The organism is Enterococcus sp. C65, from assembly GCF_040887165.1.
GTDB lineage: Bacteria > Bacillota > Bacilli > Lactobacillales > Enterococcaceae > Enterococcus_B > Enterococcus_B hirae.
Genome location: NZ_JBFOFG010000011.1, coordinates 45414 through 69614 on the forward strand (window position 1 = coordinate 45414; position 24201 = coordinate 69614).

At 38.6% G+C, this 24201-nt stretch carries 23 protein-coding genes; 18 read left to right on the forward strand and 5 right to left on the reverse strand.

The features are described from left to right. Positions 1-162: 162 nt before the first annotated feature. The 9 genes from AB3I12_RS11920 to AB3I12_RS11960 all read left to right on the forward strand — a co-directional run bounded on the left by AB3I12_RS11920 (position 163) and on the right by AB3I12_RS11960 (position 11921). Positions 163-1434 carry a UDP-N-acetylglucosamine 1-carboxyvinyltransferase gene (locus tag AB3I12_RS11920; RefSeq protein ID WP_010718707.1) on the forward strand — a complete coding sequence of 424 codons (1272 nt, stop codon included), beginning with the start codon at positions 163-165 and terminating at the stop codon, positions 1432-1434. Then, entirely contained in the window at positions 1431-2726 is a 1296-nt protein-coding gene (rho, locus tag AB3I12_RS11925) for a transcription termination factor Rho (protein WP_010718706.1), read from the forward strand. The genes AB3I12_RS11920 and rho overlap by 4 nt, the downstream gene beginning before the upstream one ends. A 97-nt stretch (positions 2727-2823) precedes the next feature. After that, positions 2824-3087: a type B 50S ribosomal protein L31 gene (locus AB3I12_RS11930; RefSeq protein WP_010718705.1), complete on the forward strand. Its 264-nt coding sequence runs from the start codon at positions 2824-2826 to the stop codon at positions 3085-3087. Between the two features lie 233 nt (positions 3088-3320). Next, positions 3321-4847 (forward strand): M60 family metallopeptidase, encoded by a 1527-nt coding sequence (locus AB3I12_RS11935; protein WP_231105513.1) that lies wholly within the window; start codon positions 3321-3323, stop codon positions 4845-4847. A gap of 249 nt (positions 4848-5096) precedes the next feature. Further along, positions 5097-5561 carry a PTS sugar transporter subunit IIA gene (locus tag AB3I12_RS11940; protein ID WP_010718703.1) on the forward strand — a complete coding sequence of 155 codons (465 nt, stop codon included), beginning with the start codon at positions 5097-5099 and terminating at the stop codon, positions 5559-5561. Between the two features lie 71 nt (positions 5562-5632). Beyond that, the gene (locus tag AB3I12_RS11945; RefSeq protein WP_010738049.1) at positions 5633-7060 is read left to right on the forward strand and encodes a PTS fructose transporter subunit IIC; all 1428 of its coding nucleotides are present in this window, start codon (positions 5633-5635) and stop codon (positions 7058-7060) included. Continuing rightward, positions 7060-7923: a ketose-bisphosphate aldolase gene (locus AB3I12_RS11950; protein ID WP_063627449.1), complete on the forward strand. Its 864-nt coding sequence runs from the start codon at positions 7060-7062 to the stop codon at positions 7921-7923. The genes AB3I12_RS11945 and AB3I12_RS11950 overlap by 1 nt, the downstream gene beginning before the upstream one ends. A gap of 270 nt (positions 7924-8193) precedes the next feature. Continuing rightward, positions 8194-8964, forward strand: coding sequence for a DeoR/GlpR family DNA-binding transcription regulator (locus AB3I12_RS11955; RefSeq protein WP_010718700.1), 771 nt, complete (start codon positions 8194-8196; stop codon positions 8962-8964). Positions 8965-9170: 206 nt separating this feature from the next. Continuing rightward, positions 9171-11921 carry a discoidin domain-containing protein gene (locus AB3I12_RS11960; protein ID WP_063627448.1) on the forward strand — a complete coding sequence of 917 codons (2751 nt, stop codon included), beginning with the start codon at positions 9171-9173 and terminating at the stop codon, positions 11919-11921. 176 nt (positions 11922-12097) lie between these two features. On the opposite strand, the gene AB3I12_RS11965 is transcribed toward AB3I12_RS11960, so the two are convergent. Both AB3I12_RS11965 and AB3I12_RS11970 read right to left on the reverse strand, forming a co-directional pair. Continuing rightward, entirely contained in the window at positions 12098-13285 is a 1188-nt protein-coding gene (locus tag AB3I12_RS11965; protein WP_010738045.1) for an MFS transporter, read from the reverse strand. 18 nt (positions 13286-13303) lie between these two features. Continuing rightward, entirely contained in the window at positions 13304-13582 is a 279-nt protein-coding gene (locus AB3I12_RS11970; RefSeq protein WP_010718697.1) for a hypothetical protein, read from the reverse strand. Positions 13583-13776: 194 nt separating this feature from the next. Between AB3I12_RS11970 and AB3I12_RS11975 the strand changes: the two genes are divergently transcribed. Next, a complete protein-coding gene (locus AB3I12_RS11975) occupies positions 13777-14433 on the forward strand; it encodes a Crp/Fnr family transcriptional regulator (protein WP_010738044.1) in 657 nt (218 codons plus the stop codon). A 116-nt stretch (positions 14434-14549) separates the two neighbouring features. Here AB3I12_RS11975 and AB3I12_RS11980 read toward each other — a convergent pair whose 3' ends face one another. Genes AB3I12_RS11980 through AB3I12_RS11990 form a run of 3 tightly spaced genes read right to left on the reverse strand, consistent with a single transcriptional unit; the run spans position 14550 to position 17825 of the window. Then, positions 14550-15347 carry a TPM domain-containing protein gene (locus tag AB3I12_RS11980; RefSeq protein WP_010738043.1) on the reverse strand — a complete coding sequence of 266 codons (798 nt, stop codon included), beginning with the start codon at positions 15345-15347 and terminating at the stop codon, positions 14550-14552. Then, entirely contained in the window at positions 15344-16555 is a 1212-nt protein-coding gene (locus tag AB3I12_RS11985) for a hypothetical protein (protein WP_063627447.1), read from the reverse strand. Before AB3I12_RS11985 ends, AB3I12_RS11980 begins: the two co-directional genes overlap by 4 nt. 22 nt (positions 16556-16577) lie before the next feature. Beyond that, positions 16578-17825, reverse strand: coding sequence for an SPFH domain-containing protein (locus AB3I12_RS11990; RefSeq protein ID WP_010718693.1), 1248 nt, complete (start codon positions 17823-17825; stop codon positions 16578-16580). Positions 17826-18122: 297 nt separating this feature from the next. Between AB3I12_RS11990 and dnaX the strand changes: the two genes are divergently transcribed. From dnaX to AB3I12_RS12030, 8 genes are all read left to right on the forward strand, one after another. Then, positions 18123-19871, forward strand: coding sequence for a DNA polymerase III subunit gamma/tau (dnaX, locus tag AB3I12_RS11995; protein ID WP_034699015.1), 1749 nt, complete (start codon positions 18123-18125; stop codon positions 19869-19871). A gap of 24 nt (positions 19872-19895) precedes the next feature. After that, entirely contained in the window at positions 19896-20207 is a 312-nt protein-coding gene (locus tag AB3I12_RS12000; protein ID WP_010718691.1) for a YbaB/EbfC family nucleoid-associated protein, read from the forward strand. 23 nt (positions 20208-20230) lie between these two features. Then, positions 20231-20827 (forward strand): recombination mediator RecR, encoded by a 597-nt coding sequence (gene recR, locus AB3I12_RS12005; protein WP_010718690.1) that lies wholly within the window; start codon positions 20231-20233, stop codon positions 20825-20827. 63 nt (positions 20828-20890) lie between these two features. Beyond that, positions 20891-21535 (forward strand): dTMP kinase, encoded by a 645-nt coding sequence (gene tmk / locus AB3I12_RS12010; protein ID WP_010718689.1) that lies wholly within the window; start codon positions 20891-20893, stop codon positions 21533-21535. 14 nt (positions 21536-21549) lie between these two features. After that, positions 21550-21879: a cyclic-di-AMP receptor gene (locus AB3I12_RS12015; RefSeq protein WP_010718688.1), complete on the forward strand. Its 330-nt coding sequence runs from the start codon at positions 21550-21552 to the stop codon at positions 21877-21879. Between the two features lie 8 nt (positions 21880-21887). Next, positions 21888-22829, forward strand: a complete 942-nt coding sequence (gene holB, locus AB3I12_RS12020; protein ID WP_010718687.1) for a DNA polymerase III subunit delta' — start codon at positions 21888-21890, stop codon at positions 22827-22829. 35 nt (positions 22830-22864) lie between these two features. Then, positions 22865-23689, forward strand: a complete 825-nt coding sequence (locus AB3I12_RS12025; RefSeq protein WP_010738041.1) for a stage 0 sporulation family protein — start codon at positions 22865-22867, stop codon at positions 23687-23689. After that, complete coding sequence (locus AB3I12_RS12030) at positions 23682-24026, forward strand: DNA replication initiation control protein YabA (RefSeq protein WP_010718685.1); 345 nt, start codon at positions 23682-23684, stop codon at positions 24024-24026. The genes AB3I12_RS12025 and AB3I12_RS12030 overlap by 8 nt, the downstream gene beginning before the upstream one ends. Positions 24027-24201: the final 175 nt, after the last annotated feature.

The window sequence follows — 24201 nt, forward strand, 5'->3', positions numbered from 1 at the left end:
AATTGATAATCGTTCACTTTGATAAACATTCGTCCATCTTTTTTCAGAATAGACCTTTGATTTTTGAGGAAATAAAAAAGAATGGGAACTCGTTTCTTTATTTCATCTATGATAAAATACAAGCATGTGTAATAAAATTGAACAATAACAAGGTGGAAATCAATGAAAAAAATCATAATTGAAGGAAATCGTCCGTTAACTGGTGAAGTAACGATCAGTGGGGCTAAAAATAGTGCAGTGGCTTTGATTCCTGCAGCGATTTTAGCAGATTCTCCGGTTATTTTAGAAGGCGTACCTGATATTCAGGATGTTCATTCACTAATCGAAATTTTAGAAATCATGGGAGCAAAAATCCATTTTTCACAAAATATTTTAGAAATTGATCCCCGCGGTATCGTCTCTGTGCCCATGCCAAGTGGTAAGATCAATAGTCTACGTGCTTCCTATTATTTTATGGGGGCACTGCTTGGAAAATTTGGTGAGGCAGTGGTTGGTTTGCCAGGTGGTTGCTATCTAGGACCACGACCAATTGATTTACATGTCAAGGGTTTCGAAGCATTAGGTGCTTCAGTCAATAATGAACATGGTGCAATGTATTTACGGACCGACCAACAGGGATTACAGGGAAATCGGATTTTCATGGATGTCGTTTCAGTCGGTGCAACGATCAATGTGATGTTGGCTGCTATTAAAGCGAAAGGTCAGACAGTAATCGAAAATGCCGCTCGTGAACCAGAGATCATCGATGTTGCTACTTTGTTAAATAATATGGGTGCCAAAGTGCGAGGAGCAGGGACGGATGTGATCCGGATCGAAGGTGTAGACAAACTCCATGGTTGTCGCCATTTCATGATCCCTGATCGAATCGAAGCAGGGACTTATCTAGCGCTTGCTGCAGCAGCAGGAAATGGTGTTAAGATCAAAAATGTGATTTACGAACATTTAGAAAGTTTTATTGCTAAACTTCAAGAAATGGGCGTAAACATGACAATTAGAGAAGATGAGATTGAAGTGTTTCCGTCTAAAGAGTTAAAAGCGGTGAATGTGATGACTTATCCATATCCTGGGTTTGCAACAGACTTACAACAACCATTGACTCCCCTCTTATTAATGACCAAAGGAACAGCTGAAATCACAGATACGATCTATGCTAAACGTGTGAATCATGTGCCTGAATTAGCACGTATGGGTGCTGATATATCAGTGGAAGGGAATTTGATCATTACAAATGGACCAAATAAACTTCATGGAACAGAGGTAGTCGCTTCTGACCTTCGAGCAGGTGCTTGTTTAGTTATTGCAGGTCTCATGGCTGAAGGAACAACTACTATTTATAACGTAGAATATATTTTACGTGGTTATGATCATATTATTGAAAAATTGACGGCATTAGGTGCTGAAATCCAAATGGTGGAGGAAGTGGAAGCTGAATGAGTGATTATTTAACGATGGCGGAACTGGAAAATAAGACATTAAAAGAGGTCTACAGTTACGCAAAAGAATTTAAGATTCCTTATTATAGCAAAATGAATAAAAAAGAATTATCTTTAGCTGTGATTCGGGCGCAAGCAGAAAAACAAGGGTTTTATTATATGGAAGGAATCTTAGATATCGTTGGACAAGATGGGTATGGTTTTTTACGACCAATCAATTATGGGCCAAGTGTAGAAGATATCTATATCTCTGCTTCACAAATAAGACGGTTTAGTTTGCGAAATGGAGATAAAGTAGCAGGAAAGGCTCGCCCACCTAAAGAGTCAGAACGTTATTATGGGTTGATGCACGTGGAAAGTGTAAATGGAAAAGACCCAGAAGAAGCCAAAGAACGTCCGCATTTTCCAGCATTGACACCTCTGTATCCTCAAGAACAGCTTAGGTTAGAAACAACCTCTCAAAGACTAGCAACAAGAATGATCGATATCTTCTCACCAGTAGGTTTTGGTCAACGTGGCTTGATCGTAGCACCTCCTAAAGCCGGAAAAACTTCTGTGTTAAAGGAAATCGCCAATGGAATCACTGAAAATCATCCAGAAGTAGAACTGATCGTTCTTCTGATCGATGAACGCCCAGAAGAAGTCACGGATTTGGAACGAAGCGTCAAAGGAGATGTCGTTTCATCTACTTTCGATTTACAACCACAAAATCATACAAGGGTATCTGAGTTGGTCCTGGAAAGAGCGATGCGTTTAGTCGAAGATAAACGAGATGTCGTGATCTTGATGGACAGTATTACCCGATTAGCTAGAGCTTACAATTTAGTCGTACCGCCAAGTGGTCGTACATTGAGCGGGGGAATCGATCCAGCCGCACTATATAAACCAAAAAAATTCTTCGGAGCAGCTAGAAATATCGAAGAAGGTGGAAGCTTGACGATCTTAGCAACTGCCTTAGTCGATACGGGTAGCCGAATGGATGATGTGATCTATGAAGAGTTTAAAGGAACAGGGAATTTAGAACTTCAACTGTCTCGTGAACTATCTGAGCGTCGTATCTTCCCTGCCATTGATATCAAGAAATCTGGTACGAGAAAAGAAGAGCTTCTAATGCCAGAAGATCAATTAGAAGAAATTTGGAAGTTACGAAAGAATATGGTCGGCGATTCATTGGAATACACCGAACAATTGATCCGTTTTTTAAGAAAAACCAAAAACAATCAACAATTTTTCAAAGAATTCCAAGATGTTTCGTTCGGTAAAAAAAATCAGACAAGAAATCTAAAAAGATAATTGCAACGTTGTTAGAAACATGTTAAGATGTTACTGTTGTATATCGACAAATCAACTCTGGTTCAGCAAATGGGTCAGGGCAAAGGAGCGAAAACGCATGAAAGAAAACATCCATCCAGATTACCATCCAGTAGTGTTCTTGGATTCAACAACTGGCTTTAAATTCTTGTCAGGTTCAACAAAAACTTCACAAGAAACAGTTGAATGGGAAGACGGTAATACATACCCAGTCATCCGTGTCGAAGTTACTTCTGACTCACATCCATTCTATACTGGACGTCAAAAATTTACACAAGCAGACGGACGTGTGGACCGTTTCAACAAAAAGTACGGTCTCAAAGACGCAAACGCTGCAGAATAATCAAAACATTGTTCATACGATGTTTAGCAGACTATCTGATAAAGGTAGTCTGTTTTTTTTGTGTTTTCTGTTTCTGATAGACAAAAAATAATCACTAAAAATTTATCATACCATATTATTTAAAAGTCTGATTTTCATTATTTCCTTCTGTTCGAAAAAAACGACAACATTTATAAAATAATGCATGTTAATGTTATATTATAAAGAAAAAAATAACATTAAGGGGTGCTAATATGAGTAAGAAGAAAGCAATGATTTTGGGGTCTTTACTGTTCAGTATGGTTATTTTATCAAATGACCTAAATGTTGAGGCAACAGTAAATGAACCGACTATTGGGAGGGAAGTCGTTCTTTCAGAGCGAAGTAATGAGAACGTTTCAACGGTTTTGAATGCTTATCAAAGTGAGGATGTTGAGAGTTATCGGGAAGAAATCGGTAATTGGTTTGGTCCTAGTAGCAATCAATCTACAGGGATCTATAAACGTAAAAATGATACGATCGAAATTTATGTAGATGAAACGGCGCAACAACTACCGACGTATACGATTACCAGGGCTAGTCTGAAAGATTATCTCGAAGGGGCAACGAAAGGGAAACGACTAAATAGAGGAAGAAACGTCATTTCCGGTACTCAAGAAGGTGTGATCCATATCCAAAATGAATCCACTCGCATCACGCAACAAAAAACGAGAATTGAAATACGTGGTGGTATTACAATTCCACGTTTTATTTTAGGAAAAATGACCAATAAAGATTGGCAGAATGAAGTAAGAAATCATCCAAATGCACCTGCTTATGAATTGGTCAGTGATCGAGTTTTGGTTACAGGATCCGACAAAACAATTAATTATGTGAAGGACCCAACTAAAATTTTAACAACGAAAGAAAAAGTAATTGATCTTCACGATCAAACAGCCGGACTAGATAATAGCGCTACAATCCATCGTCAACCAACTGGCTTAGTTCAACATATGCGTGAAACGAGTGCCAGAGAAGATTATATGTACGCGTATGAACAACATACTGGTTTTAATTATGCAGATGGAATGAGAGTCTTGTTAGATCCAGACGGTTCCTCACAGTGGGGGATTTGGCATGAATTAGGTCATACCTATCAAATTGATGATATGGGTTGGGAGGATATGACCGAAGTGACCGTGAATATCTTTTCGATGCGGGTACAAAAAGCATTAGGACAGCGTAGTCGTTTAGAAGAAGATCGCGTATATACGGATATTTTCAATTATTTGAATCGAAGTCAATCGAAAAATTTTGATAAACAAGATGAATTTGTTCGACTAGGAATGTTTTGGCAGTTGGAATTAGCATTTGGCAGCGACTTCTATCCTAAACTACATCAGTTATACCGTGAAGAAAGTCCACAGCTATGGACAGAACAAGACAAGCGACAACATTTTATCTTATCTGCTTCAAAGATCAGTAACAAAAATCTAACGCCATTTTTTGAAAAATGGGCTATCGAAGTTACTGCTGATACTAAAAAAGAATTAGCAAGACTACCAAAATTAACGAAGAAAATATGGGAATATCGTGATGAAATGAAAGGTGATGTAGGAAATATTACCGATGATGATAATAACAATGGCAACACGGAAGATCCTTCAATTGAAGCTTGGGATAAAGATAAAGTGTATGTTGCTGGGGATATTGTCATGTATAAAGGTGTAAAATATCGTGCAAAATGGTGGAATACCGATAAAGTTCCTGGAGAAACGATTGACTGGGAAAGAATTGATTGATCATCAATAAACACAACGTATTTTGATTGTAACGGTCAAAATACGTTGTGTTTTTTTATATAAGTAAGGTCTGAAACACATGAACCTCTTATTTTGATGATCACTATCGATCATTTTTTTGACTGATTTTTTAAAATTTTGATCCATTTTTCGTTATTCGTTCAAAGCATTGAATGGCTGAATTAGGGATGCTATACTTGCCACAGTTATTAGAAAGCGTTAACAAATAGAGAAAGGAGGTTATGTGGAGTGGAGATTAGTCAACTGATTTCAGAAGATTTGATTCTTTTCGATGACTCAATTCGATCAAAAAAATCATTATTTGAATGTATCGGTACTACACTTGAAACCACACATAGAGTAAAAAGTGCAAAAAAAATAATCAAAGCATTATTCAAAAGAGAAGAGGAAGTGCCTACAGGGATTGAAGCTGGATTTGGTATCCCACATGCTAAAAGCAAGGCTGTCATTACACCAACCATTTGTTTTGTTCGTAGCAGCCAGATTACAGAATATCTTGGCTTAGATGGGGAGCCAATTGCATATACTTTTGCAATCGTGGTTCCTGCAAACGCTGCTGACAGTCATCTTGAGATTCTCAGTGCGTTGTCAAGGCGATTAATTGATCCAAACTTTAGAAAACAAATCAAAGAAGCAAATTCAGCCTCAGAAATTATGACCGTTTTAAAAAATGAAGAAAAAGCAATCCGTTAAATGAATCATCGAATAATGTCACATGCATCAACTGAGACCGTTATTGAATAAGCAGATAGGGGAGAATAACGATGAAAATAATTGGTGTAACCGCATGTCCTACGGGAATTGCGCATACGTATATGTCCGCTGAGAAATTAGAAGGGACTGCTAAAAAACTAGGCCATGATGCAAAGTTTGAAACGCAAGGAATCAAAACGGAAAATAGGTTAACTACAAAAGAGATTGCTGAAGCAGATGCGATTATTCTAGCAGTTGATAAAGAAATTGATATGCAACGTTTTACGGGTAAAAGAATCAAAAAAGTTTCAACGAGTCGAGCAATTAAAGAACCAGAATTGGTAATTGATGAAGCATTAAAAGGGATCAATACGTTAGAAATTGCTCAATCAGTTGAACAAACAAAAGCCACGAAACAAAAAGCTACACTTTATAACCATTTTATGAGTGGTGTGAACTATATGTTACCGTTTGTTATTGCGGGCGGAATTATTATCGCATTAAGTTTTGCTTTTGGGATCACTGCAGCGGATCCTAAATCAGCTGACTATAATGTCCTAGCTGCCGCATTTTCTAGAATTGGTGGAGACACCGCTTTTGCCATGATGGTGCCAGCTTTAGGGGCAGGGATTGCGACCTCTATTGCGGGGAAAGCTGGCTTTGCACCTGGGATCGTGGCAGGGCTACTGGCATCTACTGGTGGTTCTGGATTTCTTGGAGGAATGATCGGGGGGCTGTTAGCAGGGTATGTGACAGATTTTCTGGCAAATAAAATTCCTGTAAAAAAAGGTATCTTAGCGATGTATCAATTGATCGTCGTTCCGTTAATATCTATCTTGATCATTGGTTTAGCAATGGTTTTTGTAATCGAACAACCCATTTCGTGGTTATTAGAAGTATTAACCAATTGGTTGAATAGTTTAGGTAATACTTCCGGATTAATGTTTGGCTTGATCATCGGCGTGATGATGGCAGCTGATATGGGAGGGCCGATCAATAAATCGATCTCAACTTTTTCCATTGGTTTGATGTCTGCCGGAGTCAATGCACCGATCGCAGCATGTATGGCAGCTGGAATGACCCCACCGCTGGGGATCGCTTTAGCCACACTGTTGTTCAAGAAAAAATTTACGAAAGAAGAACGGACTTCTGGTCAATCTTGTTGGGTGCTTGGTGCTTCTTATATTACAGAAGGAGCGATTCCCTTCGCAGTTTCAGATCCGATTCGAGTCATTCCGAGCTTGATTCTCGGCTCTGCTACTGCAGCGGGCATCTCAATGGCTGCCGGTGTCACATCCATTGCTCCGCATGGCGGGATTTGGGTCATGCTGATACCTAACGTGATCAATCACCTACCCATGTATTTGCTAGCGATTGGTGCTGGGACAGTAGTTACGGCTCTTTCACTTGGATTATTAAAGAAATCAAGCGAAGAACAAGTCGGAAATGAAGAAAAAATAGTGAAGCAAGAAAAAATAATAAATGAGGTGGAAGTGTAATGTTATATACAATGAAAGAGTTATTGAAAGTAGCTAAAGACAATCAATTTGCGGTTCCTGCTTTTAATATTTGTAGTTATGATATGTTAAAGGCAATCATGGAAGAAGTAGAACGGTTAAATGCACCAGTGATTTTAGAGATCCATCCCGATGAGATTGCTTACTTGAATGATGAATTTGTTGCTGCTGTTCGAGCTTATGCGCATAAAAGTAAAGTACCTGTAGTGATCCATCTTGATCATGGCGGTAAAGTAAGTGATGTGTTACGGGCTATCCGCAATGGCTATACCTCGGTCATGATTGATGCCTCCTTGCAATCCTTTGACGATAATATAAAGATAACTAAAGAAGTGGTGGCTCTAGCTCACGAGGTAGATGTGTCAGTCGAAGCAGAAATTGGTACGATTGGGAATAATGGGTCAGCAGAAGGTGGGGCAGCTAATATTATTTACACAGATCCTGAACAAGCAAAACAGTTTGTTGCAGAAACGAATATTGATACATTAGCTATCGCTATTGGAACAGCACATGGCTTATATCCTAAAGATAAAACACCAAAATTGAATATCGAGTTATTGAAAGAATTGAATGAGACCATCGATTTGCCGTTTGTTTTGCATGGTGGTTCAGGAAATCCGGATAAAGAAGTAAGCGAAGCAGTTAAATATGGTGTAGCTAAGGTCAACCTTAGTTCGGATCTAAAAAGTGTCTTTTTCGATGCTTTAAGAGAAATCTTAAATGAAAACCCGGAAATGTATGAACCGAATATGATCTACCCTTATGCGAATCAAAAAGTACAGGAAGTAGTGAAACATAAAATGACGATCTTAAACACGATCGATCAAGCCAAGTGTTATAAATAAGACGAATTTCTCATCGTTTATTCGTTTTAGAGATACTAAAAGAGACCGAGACAAGTTTTGGCTCAGTCTCCAATGAAATCGAAATCGAGTGGTCATGAAAAAATGCTCAATATTTTTAGGTATAAGCCAATGAATCGCTAACTTTAGTTGTTTCGGCTGATGTCCTATAGCGAAGCATTTTCATTCTAACCACTCGATTCTGTTTTTGGATGTAGGTGGAGGCATCTTTGTTTATGGTAAAATAAAGCGAAAGAGAAAGGAGTGGGGAAGATGTTAAGTGATGTAGAAGAGCGACAACAAACGATTGTCAATCATTTGAAAATCAACCAATTTGCCAGGATTACTGAATTGATCGATTTAGTCAATTACAGTGAAGCGACAGTGAAACGAGATCTTGTTGTCTTAGAACAAAGTGGTCTGATCCGAAGAGTCCGTGGTGGGGCTATGTTAGTAGATAATCAGAAAATCGATGTACCATATATGATGAAAATCACCCATTTAGAGGAAGAAAGTGAAAAACGTTATATTGCGGATATTGCAGCTAATTTGATCAAAGATGATATGGTTTTATTTTTAGACTCTAGTACAACTAGTTTGCATTTAGTACGAAATTTAGGTCGATTTGAAGGGCTGCAAATCATTACGAATGGGGTCATTACTGCTGCGATGCTAAGTGAATTTACTTCAGCAAAAGTATCGATCGTCGGTGGTAAAATCGTTCAAAAACGAGCAACGATCAACGGAGCAAAAGCGTATAATGATATTTTGACTTATGCTGCTGACCTTGCAATCATCAGCTGTCGAGGATTTGATTTTAATCAAGGCGTGACGGAAACGCATGAAGGAGAAGCGTTAGTAAAAAGAGCGTTTCGTAAACAAGCCAATCATTTGATGGTGTTAGCTACACAAGATAAATTAGAACAACGCTTCATTCATCAAGCAATTGCTAGTCATGAAATCGATTATTTAGTGACCAGTCAGAAATTAACGAACGAACAATTGAAAAAAATCCATGAACACCACACAGAGTGTTTTTATTAATCAGAAAGACCAATAAAAGTGGATGTTCTCATAAAATTCATTCATTGATAACACCTATAATTTGTATCAAGAAAGCTATAGTTTGTTCATGTACACCTTTTTTAGTAAGCGCTATCATAAATTGTGGAAGATAATAATTAAGAAAGGAGTAGCGAGTGGACAGTTGCAGCAAGCGATTAGATAAGATCAAATCATAGGAGGAAGTAATGAAGAAGTTAGAAGGTACTTTAGCTGGATTATTGGTAACGGTGATGATGGGAATTGCACTGAAAGAACCGGTCGTTTATGCACAAGTAGATACCACAAATCCCGAGGCAAGGGTTTCGATGGATAATCAACCGGAGTCCTCTTACTGGTTCCCTGATGAATTGCTTAAATGGACGTTTGATCAGGATACAGATGCGAAATACAATGTTAGTGTTGAGCCTTTAGCCACACGAGTGGAGAAATCGCACTTATTAAAATCGAATACTACCCAAAACGAAAAGATGAAGGTTGTCGCACTTTCGATCATGAATAATAGCACTAGTGGAAATGCACCAAGAGGGAGCAATCAGTTTGATGCAAATGTTTTTTCGAATTGGCAATATATTGATCAATTGGTTTATTGGGGAGGCTCAGCTGGCGAAGGTATTATTGTTCCGCCAAGCCCAGATGTTACCGATGCGGCGCATAAAAATGGTGTGCCTGTTTTAGGTACGATCTTTTTTCCACAAGGGGCCCATGGCGGAAAAATCGAATGGTTGAATACCTTTTTAGAAAAAGATGCTCAAGGTCATTTTCCAATCGTGGACAAGATGATCGAAGTCGCACAAAGATATGGGTTTGATGGATGGTTCATCAATCAAGAGACAGAAACCAATCTAACGAAAAAACACGCTGATTTAATGAAAGAACTGATTGTGGAATTTAAACAAAAATCAGCTGGAGCGTTAGAGGTTATGTGGTACGATTCCATGACAAGTGATGGGAAAATGGATTGGCAGAATGCGTTGACTGATCAAAACCAAGATTATTTAGTGGATGCTGATTTGAATTCAGTAGCAGATAGCATGTTTTTGAATTTTTGGTGGAATACCTCTAGCTTAGCAGGCCAAGATCTATTGCGTAAATCAAAAGAAAAAGCAGAAAGTTTAGCCATTGATCCCTATGATTTATTTGCGGGAATCGATGTCCAAGAAAAAGGGTACGATACACCGGTCAGATGGGATTTGTTTACGGATAAGAAGGGAATACCCTATACTTCACTAGGGCTTTACGTCCCAAGTTGGACCTATTCTTCTTCCAATGACCCAATAGACTACCAACAAAAAGAAGAAAAATTCTGGATCAATGAACAAGGGGATCCTACTAAAAGTACACTACCGACCGGCACAAGTTGGCCTGGAATCTCTACTTTTTCGGTTGAACAAACCGCTATTACGCAATGGCCTTTTATCACCAATTTCAATGTTGGAAATGGTTACAGCTATTTTAGCAATGGGCAACAAGTTTCAACAAATGAATGGAATAATCGAAGTCTCCAAGATATCATGCCGACTTACCGCTATATTATCGAAGAAGGAGCTGGCAATAAATTAGCTGGTAGTGTGGACTATACTACTGCTTTTAATGGTGGGAGTTCCTTGGCTTTTAAAGGAAAACTTGCGGAAAAAGTAACAAGTAAGATCAAACTGTATCAAACAAAAGTCAAAGTCGAGAAAAACATGTCATTTACGACGACAGCCAAAGCATCTGATCGAACCACGTTGAAACTAGTATTAGGTTTTGCTGATGGTACATTTGAAACGTTTAATGGCAATAAAAAAATAGGGAATGACTGGACAACGGTTTCTTATCCTTTGAATAAAGCAACTGGAAAAGAAGTAACGTCGATTGCCTATGAGGTAACCTCAGCAAAAGCAAATGAGAATTATGAGTTATTCTTAGGTCAAATTTCTGCGACACCTAAAAAAGTGCTGAGTCCAACAGCAGTCAATGATGTTACATTCGATGATTTGTCATTTGACGAAGAAGCAATGTTTGCCGGGATCAGATTATCTTGGACTAGTCCACAAGCAGATCGCATCAAACACTATGAAATTTACCGAGTTCTAGACGATGGAACACGTGTCTTTATCGGAGCCACACCTGCTGAGAATTATTTTATCAATGGCTTAGAACGTCAAAATGCAACAGCTACAGCTATCGAAGTTGTGCCAGTTGATATCTATGGCAACAAGGGTGAACCTTCCAGACCAATCAGTTTTGACTGGCCACCTGTTCAGTTACCACGTGCTTCCTTTACTGTCTCAAAAACTTTGGTAGCGCCAGGAGAACCGATCACTTTCACGAACACCTCTTCACGAAATACCCAAAGCTTAAAGTGGACATTCAAAGGTGCTGATGTAGAGTCAAGTACGGAAGAACAGCCTCGTGTCACTTATTCAAAAGAAGGAAGCTACGATGTAGAATTGACAGCAATCAATGAAGCAGGGGAAACGACAACTGAAATGAAAGGGATCGTTACGGTTACAAAGAATGCCCAAGCTGGTCTGAGTTTATTATCTAAAGGTGCCAAAGCAGAAGCCTCTTCATATGTGAATGAATCAGAGGTACCAAAGTTTGCTGTCGATGGTGATCTTGGAACAAAATGGTGTGCTGTAGGGAGTGCGCCACATACCATCACGTTTGATTTAGGAACAGCTAAATTGATCAGTGAAGTGCGCATGGCCCACGCTTCTGCAGGAGGAGAAAGTGTAGGCATGAATACCAAAGCTTATACTATAGAAGTGAGTGCAGACGGAGAAAATTTCCAAGAAGTTTCGCGAACAACTAATAATACGCAAGGTTCAACGCTAAATACCTTTGCAGCAACGACTGCCCGATTTGTGAGAGTCATCATCGATCAACCAACTCAAGGCGCAGATACAGCTGTCCGTCTTTATGAACTAGAAGTTTATGGGTTAGCAGAATAAAATTGGGTGATTGTTTCTGAACAAAAAGGAGTTCTGACAGAAGTATCTATTCATGAAAATAAGCCGAAGAATCCAAAAATAGTTTCTTCTATCTTTGGATTCTTCGGCCAATATTTTGCTAGAGGTGAATACTTCAACACCTTTTATTCGTTTCTTGAATCAGTTTCAGATCATCACTAATTCCATTCAAGTTTTGCTGAGTGGCTCTTTTTTTTATTATAAACGATATAGAGAACTGTACAGATCAAAGGAATGATACCAGAAACAATGTATAATCCTCTAAATGACGTATAAGATTTCAATATTCCCATCAAGTAGGGGCCAACACCTAGACCTAGATCTAATCCGATGAAGTAAGTTGAAAGAGCGATACTGATACGGTGTTCTTTGACGATTTTCAAACAAACTGCTTGTCCGTTTGACATGAAAGTCCCGTAACCTAAACCAACGAGTGCGCCTGAAATAAGTAAGGTGATGCTGTTTGTTGTCGCACTTAGTAGAAATAAGCCAGCAGTCAAGAACAAATAGCTAGGATACATGACATACTGTTCACCTTTAGCATCAAAAATACGTCCCGTCAATGGGCGAGTGAAGGTGATAACTAACGCATAGACCACAAAGAAAAAGGAGCCTGCAGCGACTAAATGAATGACTTTCGTATAAGAAGACAAGAAGGACAAAACACTTGAATAAGAAAGACCCATTAAAAAGGCGATTCCTGTAATGAACAATGCTTTTTTCTCAATGAATCCATGGATACTCCAAGATTGTAGTGATTTTCTTTGAGTATCTGATAAATCAATATTTTTGACTGGGAACATCAGACAGGCAATTGTTACAAGAAAAACTAAAACGATAGAAAACCAAATAATAAAATGAAAATCAGTCAGATTAAGCAAGATCATTCCTAAAAAGGGTCCGATAGCAGCGGCTAAACTAGTACTTAAACCATAATAATTGATCCCTTCTCCTTTTTTTGATTCAGGAATATAGGCAGTGACGATCGCATTGGTTGCTGTCGAAACGGTCCCGTAGCCAAACCCATTTAAAAAACGTACCAGATATAATACGCCGATCGTTGGGGTGAAAAGATAGGCTAAAGTAGAGAGTAAATAAAAAATCGCTCCACCACGCAAAGTAAACTTGCGCCCAAATAATTCAAGTTGTTTACCCATAAATAAACGAGCCAATAGTGTACCTATGATGTAGATACCAGAAGCAAAACCTGCTTGGCTCATACTAGCATGTAAATCATCTTGAGCAATAACGGCAATAATGACCATCAGTAAATAATAAATTAAATAGACAATGAAATTAATAAGAGTGATTCCGATAAAATGTTTATTGAATAATTTTTTTTCCATTTGCTTTGTGTTTACCCCTTAATCTGAATAAGCTTTTAATTTTTGGATTTGTACTTCAACATCGTGGTAATTTGATGGGTAGCGATCGACCAATTGACGAATGAACAAGTCTCGAGTCGTCATAAATAATTCTAAAAATTCTTCTAATTCATTCGATGGTTTTTCATCGACTGCTTTGATCAATTCAATCGAATTTTGGTAAGCATCATTTAAGAAAACCAAAGAAGCTTTCATGTCAAATCTTGTTTGATAAGCTGTTTCAAGTCGATTAATAATTGTTTTCATCCAGTAGTTCATATTTTTTTCCTCAATTCTTTCATTTTTTTTTACATTCGCAGTATAACGAAACGAAAAGAAGAAAAAAATCACAGACATAATTTAAAATGGTACTTAACAAATGTTAATATCATTAGTAAAATACCTTTGGGCTTTAAAATACTTAGAAATCTTGTATTATTTTTTTAGATAAATGTTTGGATGGGGGAGCATGATTGGACAGCAGAGTGCTAAAGGAATATTTAGAGAAAAATCAATTTCCAATTGTACGAAAAAGATATCATAAGTATCTAACTTTTGAAGGAGTGGAGGATTGTTACACGTATATTTTAAAAGAAGGCACGGTCAAAGCAAGTGTCATCTCAAATGATGGTCGTGAGTTCAACTTGAGGTATATTAAAGATCTAGAGATTGTTTCACTTTTAAAAGATGAATATTCGCAGTTTATTGATTCGCCGTACAATATTCGGATTGAATCTGAATATGCAGAATTTTATCGAATCAATCGAGTGAAATTTTGGGAACATATCAACGAAGATCCAAAGATGCAACATTATGTAAAAGAATATTATCGTTATCGTTTATTGTATTCCATGAAAAAAATGCAACAAATGCTTTTAAATGGGAAATTAGGTGCCGTATGTACGCAACTTTACGAGTTATATGATTTATTTGGGGTTCGGACAGAGGAAGGCATGATGATCGATTTTGTGATCACTAATGAAGAAATCGCCAAGTTTTGCGGAATCTCTACCGCTAGTAGTGTGAGTAGGATCTTAAAACAACTGAAGGAAAATGGGATAATCACCGTTAAAGATCATCGGATCATTATCACCAATATGGATTTATTGGAAGACAATATTATCTTTTAAACAGGATCAGTGGAAAACATAAGATGCTTCCTTCATGTAGTTGTATCAGCTTTAGCTGACGACAATGCATGAAGGAAGCATCTTAATTTATGGATGATTGTTCCTATTGTGGTGCTTTAAAAGCTTCGACCACCACCACCGAAAGTCCCGCCACCGCTAGAATGAGTCGTACTTCCGCCACCGCCGCTGCCAGGAGGTGGGCTTTTTGGAATCCTGCGTGTAGTGACAAAGGAGTTGGTTAACCGATCTGTTTTATCCGTTAATTTTACATTTGATTTTTCTCTAAATGGGTATTTATAAGTTCCTGATTTCAACTGATACCTCGAAACTGTTACAAAGTAGAATACGAGGCTCAACGCTAGGGCTAAGATGATAGAAATCACTATTTCAGTCGTCGTCAACACTTTATACCGCGTGATCTTGCCAGTCTCTTCATCAATTTGATAATGTCCTCCAGGAACTCCAGCTTCTACATATTCTGAAGTTTTAGTCAAATAGGCTTGAGCTGCTGCAAAATAAGCCGAATTCGTCATTTGGTCGTAGACATCATCTAACGTGTCATTGATCCGAGCATCATCAAGATAATCGATCATATTACCAGAAGTTGAAATGTAAATCTCACGTTGCCCCATATCTAACAACAGAACAGCCCCATTTTGATCATTACCGATCGCATTTCTTAAGTAATCATCTGCAAACGTTCGAGGTTCTTCTGAGTTGGAAGTCGTCGTTACGATAAAGATTTGTCCTTTGATCTTCTCATTGATAGGCTGGATTTGTTGCTCTAAAGATTGGATCTGCTCTTGCGTAAACAAACCAGCTTCATCGTTCACTGCGGGTGTAGCAGCGTCAACGGAAGAACTCCAAAAGAAACCGAATAGGACTAGAAAGAAAAGTAAAATTCTTTTTTTCATATCAAGTATCCTCCAATCATAAAGAGGATCGCCAATACAGCAAAGATTCCAAAAGCCGTCAAGCCCAGTTTTTTATGACTGATGGGTAAAACACCGCTGACTTTACCTGTTTGACCATTCATGGCGTAATAATAGACTTTCTTATTGGCATCACTACTGCGATAAGTGACTAACCATACCGGTAAAAGAACATATTCATTATTCTCACTAGTGATATCTGTCGAAGTCCGAACATTGGTCAATGTGGTATAACCATTTGCGGTGTCACGTAACAATTTCTCGGAGTAATCTTGCAGTTCATCTTGCACTTGTGATTTGATTGCTTCATATTCGATATCTCGTTTTTCTGCTTGAAACCCTGCCAGATACTGACTTTTGAAGTCAATTGCCTTGTTCAAAGGAAACGGTTGGACTGCTTCCACCATTTTTTGTTGGGTATTCTTGGACAACGCATTTTTTACTAGTTCTTTAAAGGAAAGTGAGCCTTCTCGATGAACAGCAAACTGTTTGGTTTCTGTATACTCGATGTCACCCACTCGCCAAATACGAATCACTGTTCCGGTCGCTTGCATAGAGCCGTCAACGGTTGCATCCGTTGTCCAATAAGGAAAATAAACGCCAGTTAGTTTGTCGATTTGGTCTTTGTTGAAAAATTCTTTGGGTACAAACCATTTTTTCTTTGTCCAAGCTAAGAATTTTTCGACCGCCTCTTCTTTTTCGACTGCAAACGGTAAGACTTTATTTGGCAGTAATTTTCCACTTAACCGCCCGGATAAAACAACTGGGTTGTGACAATAGTAGCAGTAAGTAGCAGCCGTTGTTGCATCGGTCACGATCTCTGCCCCACAGCTTGGACAAAGAAATAGTTCCATCGTTGCTTCTGTTTCTTCTTCCACTGATTCAGTTGGTGTTGCTTGATCGCTAGGATCAGAAAAACCACCAGCTTCTTCAAACGCTTTTCGTTCTGCTTCATCCATCTGCTCCAACTGTTCATCTGCAGTAAAAGTAAAATCTTTTTCAGAATCTTGTTGGGAGGGCGGTTGATCTTCTGAGTGAATCCCTCGGGCTGCTTTTTGTTCTTGTTCGTACTGACTGACTTCTTCCTCAGTGTAAACATTTAAACAATAGTCACAGTGGAATTTTTGATCTTTTGGATCAAACGTGAGAGGACCCCCACAGTTTGGGCATTTATGTGTAAGAACGTCCATTCTATCCACACCTTTCTAAAACTTAGTCGAGTGGGATTCCTTTGAATGGTTTTCCACAATTTGGACAAAACTTAGGGATACCATTTGAAAGATCGACCACTTCGTTACATTCACTACATTTCATTTGTAACTTTGGTTGGACATTTGCAACTGGCTTGGCTGCCCCACAGTTAGAACAGAATTTTCCCGTATTTTCAGTTCCGCAGACTGGACATGTCCAAGTATCATTGCTCCCTTGAGCAGTTTGTTGGTTTTGTTTTTCAGCTTGTTGTTTGATTTGTTCCTGGTTATTTTGTGCTGCTTGTGAAAGGTAAGAACCATTAGCATTCATTCCCATTCCCATGCCCATAAAGCCAGTCATCGCGCCGGCATCATTTTTACCAGCTGCTTCCATCCCACGAGCAATCGAACCTTGAACATAGCCTTCACGGACACTTGGATCTCCCAACATCGCACCTTCATTACGCATATTGATCAATTTCACTGAATCATCTGTGTAAGAAATACTTGCTACTGCGACAGAAACGATTTCCATACCACGTAATTCATTCCAAGATTCATCTAAAACATTGCCCATGTATTTACTTAATTCTAAGCTTTTTGATGGAACATAAGAAATGCGCTGACCATCAGCAGACATTTGGTTGATTGCAGCTTGAAGAGCTGTTAAAAATTCTGCCAGATACTGCTCATTAATATCTGAGATTTCTACTTGCGTTTTGTTTTTAGGAATAGCGTTGGTATAAAACAAAATTGGATCAGTAATATGGATCGAATAAGTACCATGAGCTCGTAAGAACAATTCAGCATTGTAAAAATTGTCAAAATAGTTCAGTGGCGCACTGGTACCAAACTTGATTCCTTTGATTTCTTGAAGATTGATATAAAAGACTTGTTGCTTTTGAGGTGTCACGCCACCGAATTTAAAACGTTCAAAAGTTTCTGCGATCGCACCTTTCAATGAACCATTGAACATGGAAGGAGCAGAGTCATTTTTGATCGTGTAGTAGCCTTCTTCAGCAGTATAATCAATGATTTTACCACCATCTACAAGGAGCATCATCATATTCGGATAGACATGGACAACGGTTCCGTCAGTTAGAACATCCTCTGTTCCTTTACGATTGGAGCCACGTTTATCATCTTTACGTACTTTCACACCTTTTGTCATAACTGTTGTATCGCTCATATCCGCTGGTTCGATTACTTCGATCCATTGATCTGCTAATCCACCGCCGATCATGCTTGTTGCTGCTTTGATAAGACCCATAAAAAATTCCTCCCTTTATGAATGTTGATTGTTAAATGAATGACTCTATTATACCATAGGAGCAATGAAAAACTCTCAGACGGAAGATGGATATTAGCTGTTTAGCTGATTTTCTTTCAGTTGCAAAAAGCAAGGAAGATCGAGAAAGCTGTTTGTGAGTATTTATTTGAAAGAATCGGGGAATACACAAGTAACTACAAACGACAAATCATGATTCTTCTCATAACTATAGTAGTTTTTTTTAGCAAAATCACGTATAATAAAAGATAGTGAATTTTTCAAAAAAGGGGGATCTTCATGGCATATCAAGCACTCTATCGTGTCTGGCGTTCACAGCGTTTCGAAGACATTGTCGGGCAAAAAGCGGTGACACAGACGTTGAAAAATGCTATCGTTTCCCATAAAACTTCTCATGCTTATCTATTTACAGGACCACGAGGAACTGGTAAAACGAGTGCAGCTAAAATTTTTGCAAAAGCTATCAACTGTCCGAATAGTCAAGATGGAGAACCTTGTAATCATTGTGAAATGTGTCAGTCGATTACAGCGGGAACACAAGAAGACGTGATTGAAATCGACGCAGCAAGTAATAACGGAGTCGAAGAAATACGTTTTATTCGAGATCGAGCGAACTACGCACCGACAAAAGCAACTTATAAAATCTATATCATAGATGAAGTGCATATGCTTTCTACCGGAGCGTTCAATGCATTGTTGAAAACTTTAGAAGAACCTAAAGAAAATGTTATTTTTATTTTAGCAACAACCGAGCCACATAAGATACCAGCAACGATCATTTCCAGAACACAACGCTTTGATTTCAAACGAATCAATGCAGCAGATATCGTTGAGCATTTGGCATACATTTTAAAGCAATCAGACGTACAATATGAAGAACCAGCACTAGGGGTTATTGCTCGAGCAGCAGAAGGCGGGATGCGTGATGCGCTAAGTATCATGGACCAAGCGATTTCTTTTAGTAATGGGATCGTAACTGTGGATGATGCGATGCAAGTTACCGGTAGTCTAACCAACGAGATGATGGATGAATTTTTAGGCGCTTGTGTGAATAATGAAGTGCCCAAAGCGTTAGAATCATTAACAGATATCTTAGCTGCTGGTAAGGAAGCACGGCGCTTTTTAGAAGATCTTTTACAGTATTGTCGTGACTTACTGATGTACCAACAAGCACCAAACCTCGTAGCAGAACGAACAACTTCACTTCGAGAACCATTTGTCGAACTAGCAAAAGAAGTACCTGCACCTCGACTTTTTCAGATGATCCATATTTTGAGTGAAACACAAAATGAGATTCGTTTTACTAATAGTGCTACGATCTATCTGGAAGTAGCAACCGTCAAGCTAGCTCAAGCTTCTGGTTCAGCTGCTCCTTCAAGTAGTAACCAAGCAAGTGAAGTAGACAGTCAGTTAATTAATCAGCTACAAGCAGAGATCAAAGAGCTGAAAAAAGCGATCAACGAGATCAAAACGAATGGGGGAACCCCTTCAACTACTGCCAAGCAAACACAAGCTCCTGTTCAAAAGAAACAAGCAAGTACGTATCGGATACCAACTGAACGAGTGTATCAGGTTCTAAGAGAAGCGACCAGAAAGCATTTGAATGAAGTCAAAGAAGTCTGGGACGATTTGTTGATGAGTTTGTCTGTGACACAACGAGCGATGCTTAAAGCAAGTGAACCAGTTGCGGCTAGTCCTACTGGGTTAGTCATTGCGTTTGATTACGAGATCGTTTGTCAACGAGCTGCTAACGACGAAGAATTACAGTTGGCGATCCATAATAATTTAAGTCGAATGATCAAAGACTATGCACCAGATTCAGTCTATATCACGAGAGAAAGCTGGCCAACGATCCGCAAAGACTATTTAGTCCAAGCAAAAGACGGGAGTAATGATGATTCTTTTGCTCCGGAAGATTCAGATGAAGAGATCGAACTGATCCCTCAACAAGCACCAAGTGAAGAAACGATCGTCACGAAAGCCGAAGAAATCTTTGGCACAGATGTTGTGACAATCATTGATGATTAAATAAAAAAAGGAGAATGATCAATTATGATGCGCGGAATGGGAAACATGCAAGGGATGATGAAACAAGTCCAAAAAATGCAAAAAGAGATGGTTCAAGCACAAGAACAATTGAACGAAACAGAATTTACTGGTGTAGCAACCAATGAGTTAGTGAAAGTTATTTTTACAGGTGATCGTCGGATGAAAGACATCCAAATCAGTGAAGGTGTCGTGGATCCTGAAGATACAGAAATGTTGCAAGACCTGTTGATGATGGCTGTCAATGATGCTTTGACAAAAATCGATGCAGAATCTGAAAAAACAATGGGAAAATACACTAAGGGGTTACCCTTCTAATTTTTCCTAAAGGGGTAATGAAAATGCAATATCCAGAACCAATTGCTAAATTGATCGATAGTTACATGAGACTGCCAGGGATCGGTCAGAAAACAGCCACAAGATTAGCTTTCTACACGATCGATATGAAAGATGAAATCGTGAATGAATTTGCTAAATCGTTGTTAAGTGTCAAACGAGATCTTCATTTTTGTAGTGTTTGCGGCAACATCACAGAAGAAGACCCATGTGAGATTTGTAAAGATCCTTCAAGAGACCGGGGGGTTATCTTAGTTGTCGAAGAACCAAAAGACGTGATGGCGTTAGAAAAAATGCGGGAATATCGTGGGCTTTATCATGTTCTACATGGGGTTCTTTCTCCAATGGAAGGGACTGGACCTGAAGATATCAACATTTCTTCGTTACTTGAACGCCTACATGATGATCAAGTGAAAGAAGTGATCATTGCAACAAATGCAACCACTGAAGGAGAAGCTACTGCCATGTATCTTTCACGATTGATCAAACCGGCTGGTATCAAAGTCACTCGATTGGCCCACGGCTTATCCGTTGGTTCGGATATCGAATATGCTGATGAAGTGACCCTGTTAAAAGCGGTAGAAGGCAGACGCGAGTTATAAATTTTCTATAAAAAAGAATTTCGGCTACAATAAAGAAGTAACGCAAGAGATGGGGGCAAAAATGTGAACGGACTATTTATTACGATCGAGGGACCAGATGGAGCTGGGAAAACCAGTATTCTAAATGAGTTATTCCCTCTTTTGAAAAAAGTAGCAAAAACAAAGATCATTCAAACAAGAGAACCAGGTGGGATCCCGATTGCCGAAGAGATTCGGGCAGTTATCCTTGATCCTAAAAATGATCGGATGGATGAACGGACAGAAGCTTTGCTATATGCTGCGGCTAGAAGACAGCATTTGGTCGAGAAAGTCCTACCTGCTTTATCAGAAGGAAGCATTGTTTTATGTGATCGATTTGTAGACAGCTCATTGGCTTATCAAGGGGCGGGACGTAGAATTGGTGTTTCTGAGATTGCCCGCTTGAATGAATTTGCTACAGAAGGTACGACACCTGACTTTACCCTTTATCTCGATATTGATTCAGATACTGGATTGCATCGCATTAAAGAGAACCGAAGAGGTCAAATCGATCGATTAGATTCAGAAGGATTGGAATTTCATCAACGAGTACGTCATGCGTATTTAAAAATAGCTGAAGAGAATCCTGAACGTATTTATAAAATTGATGCAAGAAAGAGCTTTGAAGAGGTACTTCAAACAAGTTACAGAGCCATTGTTGAACAATACCCACAATTTTTTGAAAACTAGGAAGGTGACTGTATATGAAAATTATTTTAGCAATTATTCAAGACAAAGACAGTAATCGTTTATCCAATGAATTGATTGATGCCAATATCCGTGCAACAAAATTATCTTCAACTGGTGGCTTTTTGAAAGCTGGCAACAGTACATTTATTGTTGGGATTGAAGACGAACGTGTAGAAGAAGCATTAGAAATCATCAAAAAAACTTGTGAATCAAGAAAACAATTTGTTTCAACACCTGTCACGTTGGATATCTCTATGGACGGTGGAGTTCCTTATCCAGTAGAAGTTGAAGTCGGTGGAGCAACCGTCTTTGTGTTACCAGTTGAAGGATTTCATCAATTTTAGGAGGCGCCATGGATCAAGAATTTACGCTGGATCAAATGCAACCTATCGTGTATCAACAGCTTCAACGAAGTTTTGAGCATGGGCGCCTCGCTCATGCTTATCTTTTTGAAGGCGAAAAAGGAACGGGAAAACACGAAATGGGGATTTGGTTAGCACAACACCTGTTTTGTACGAATCTGCAGGAACAACTTCCTTGTGGAGTATGCAATAATTGTCAACGAATCCAAAACCAAGAACATCCAGACGTTTTAACGATCGTACCAGAAGGGCAAACGATCAAAGTCGATCAAATTAGACGTTTGCAAACCGAATTTAGTCGTAGTGGTTATGAATCTAGGAAGAAAGTCTTCCTTATTCAAGAAGCAGAAAAGATGAATGCAAGTGCAGCAAATAGTTTGCTTAAGTTTTTAGAAGAACCACCAGGCGATTTTCTAGCGATCTTAGAAACGGATTCGATTGGGCGAATCCTACCAACGATTCAATCACGCTGCCAAATCTTGCATTTTCAGGAGCTGGCTAAAGATGCGTTGATTTATAAATTACAACAAGCACAGATTCCTTTAGAAAAAGCGAAACTTTTGACTTTCTTGACGAACAGTTTCACAAAAGCAGTTGAAATATCGCAAAATGAATGGTTTAATGATGCTAAGGATTCGATTCAACAGTGGTTTGTGTATTTGCAAAAAAATGATACACAAGCATTCATTTATGTTCAAAAAAAGTTAATAAAGACTTTTAAAGAAAAATCGCAACAATTTACTGGTTTATCGATCTTAATGTTTTATTATCAAGAAGCTTTACAACAAGCTTTAATAGCAGAAAATCTTAGAAAAGTAACACGTATTAATCAGACGATTGAGCGTATTTTATTAGCGGAACAGAAATTAAGAAGCAATGTCAGCTTCCAAGCAGTAGCGGAACAGTTTGTTTTACAAACAATTACTGGCTGAGACAGCAGGAAAAATGAGGGTCAAGGGGGATGGAAATGGTCGAAGTAGTAGGTGTCCGTTATAAAGAAGCAGGTCCTATCTATTATTTTAAACCTGGTCAATTAACGTATGAATACAACGAGAAAGTAATCGTTGAAACTCAAAAAAACTTACATATTGCAACTGTCGCCATTCCTAAAGCAGAACTTGATCCGGAAGAATTGCCTGAGCAAATCAGTTCAATTTTGCATAAAGCGACACAAGCAGAACTCGAAAAAGAACAAAAAAATAAAGAAGATGCAGAACAAGCCAGGCTGATTGCGAAAGAAAAAGTCAAAAAACATGGGTTAGAAATGAAGATCATTCATGTAGAATATACGTTAGATCGTAGTAAACTCATCTTTTCATTCACAGCAGATGGACGAATTGATTTTCGGGAATTAGTCAAAGACTTAGCTGCCGTGTTTCGCACTAGGATTGAACTTCAACAAATCGGAGTACGAGATGAAGCAAAATTGCTAGGTGGGATTGGTCCATGTGGACGGCCTTTATGCTGTGCTTCATTTTTAGGAGATTTTGTCCCAGTTTCAATCAAAATGGCAAAAAATCAAAATTTGTCCTTAAACCCGACTAAGATATCTGGGTTGTGTGGACGTTTGATGTGTTGCTTGCAATATGAAAATGAAGAATATGAATTAGCAAAAAAAGCACTTCCAGATTTTGGAACAGTGGTTAACACTCCTGATGGTAAAGGGAAAGTTGTCGGCTTGAACTTACTTAATCGACTAGTAAATGTTCGATTAACAGGTCGGGAAAATCCAATCGAATATGAATGGGATGAATTGAAAAACTTCATCCAGGTAGGTGAGATAAATGGATAAGAGATCATTATATGATGGCTTGAACCAATTAGAATCAGAGCTAAGAAATACATTAACTGAATTGGTGGAAATGAAGCAAGCATTACATGAGATCGTTGAAAAAAATACAACGTTGGAAATGGAAAATCAACGTTTAAGAGAGCATTTACGGGAATTAAATCAAGTACAAACACCAGCAGATAATGTGAAACAAGAACTTTCAAAATCTCGTATGAACTTAGAAAAGATTTATGAAGAAGGCTTTCATGTTTGTTATGATCTCTATGGCTCAAGACGTGAGAATGACGAACCTTGTGCCTTTTGTTTAGAAGTCATCTATCGAGAAAGCGGACGGTAAACAAAGAGATTTGAAACAAGCCTGATATTGCTTATTTTTAGCGATCAATAAACGGCACTCACAGTATCACTTCTACGGAATTAAGTCCGAAAATAAAAAATAAGAAATGCTATTTTTCAATGTTTCGCCCTTAATTCTTAAAGGAGGCCGTGTTGTTCACGACCTCTTATATGGC

Coding starts and splice junctions, on each gene's coding strand:
- AB3I12_RS11920 (WP_010718707.1), top strand. CDS start 163: ATGAAAAAAATCATAATTGAAGGAAATCGTCCGTTAACTGGTGAAGTA.
- rho (WP_010718706.1), top strand. CDS start 1,431: ATGAGTGATTATTTAACGATGGCGGAACTGGAAAATAAGACATTAAAA.
- AB3I12_RS11930 (WP_010718705.1), top strand. CDS start 2,824: ATGAAAGAAAACATCCATCCAGATTACCATCCAGTAGTGTTCTTGGAT.
- AB3I12_RS11935 (WP_231105513.1), top strand. CDS start 3,321: ATGAGTAAGAAGAAAGCAATGATTTTGGGGTCTTTACTGTTCAGTATG.
- AB3I12_RS11945 (WP_010738049.1), top strand. CDS start 5,633: ATGAAAATAATTGGTGTAACCGCATGTCCTACGGGAATTGCGCATACG.
- AB3I12_RS11950 (WP_063627449.1), top strand. CDS start 7,060: ATGTTATATACAATGAAAGAGTTATTGAAAGTAGCTAAAGACAATCAA.
- AB3I12_RS11955 (WP_010718700.1), top strand. CDS start 8,194: ATGTTAAGTGATGTAGAAGAGCGACAACAAACGATTGTCAATCATTTG.
- AB3I12_RS11960 (WP_063627448.1), top strand. CDS start 9,171: ATGAAGAAGTTAGAAGGTACTTTAGCTGGATTATTGGTAACGGTGATG.
- AB3I12_RS11965 (WP_010738045.1), bottom strand. CDS start 13,285: ATGGAAAAAAAATTATTCAATAAACATTTTATCGGAATCACTCTTATT.
- AB3I12_RS11970 (WP_010718697.1), bottom strand. CDS start 13,582: ATGAACTACTGGATGAAAACAATTATTAATCGACTTGAAACAGCTTAT.
- AB3I12_RS11980 (WP_010738043.1), bottom strand. CDS start 15,347: ATGAAAAAAAGAATTTTACTTTTCTTTCTAGTCCTATTCGGTTTCTTT.
- AB3I12_RS11985 (WP_063627447.1), bottom strand. CDS start 16,555: ATGGACGTTCTTACACATAAATGCCCAAACTGTGGGGGTCCTCTCACG.
- AB3I12_RS11990 (WP_010718693.1), bottom strand. CDS start 17,825: ATGGGTCTTATCAAAGCAGCAACAAGCATGATCGGCGGTGGATTAGCA.
- dnaX (WP_034699015.1), top strand. CDS start 18,123: ATGGCATATCAAGCACTCTATCGTGTCTGGCGTTCACAGCGTTTCGAA.
- AB3I12_RS12000 (WP_010718691.1), top strand. CDS start 19,896: ATGATGCGCGGAATGGGAAACATGCAAGGGATGATGAAACAAGTCCAA.
- recR (WP_010718690.1), top strand. CDS start 20,231: ATGCAATATCCAGAACCAATTGCTAAATTGATCGATAGTTACATGAGA.
- AB3I12_RS12015 (WP_010718688.1), top strand. CDS start 21,550: ATGAAAATTATTTTAGCAATTATTCAAGACAAAGACAGTAATCGTTTA.
- holB (WP_010718687.1), top strand. CDS start 21,888: ATGGATCAAGAATTTACGCTGGATCAAATGCAACCTATCGTGTATCAA.
- AB3I12_RS12025 (WP_010738041.1), top strand. CDS start 22,865: ATGGTCGAAGTAGTAGGTGTCCGTTATAAAGAAGCAGGTCCTATCTAT.
- AB3I12_RS12030 (WP_010718685.1), top strand. CDS start 23,682: ATGGATAAGAGATCATTATATGATGGCTTGAACCAATTAGAATCAGAG.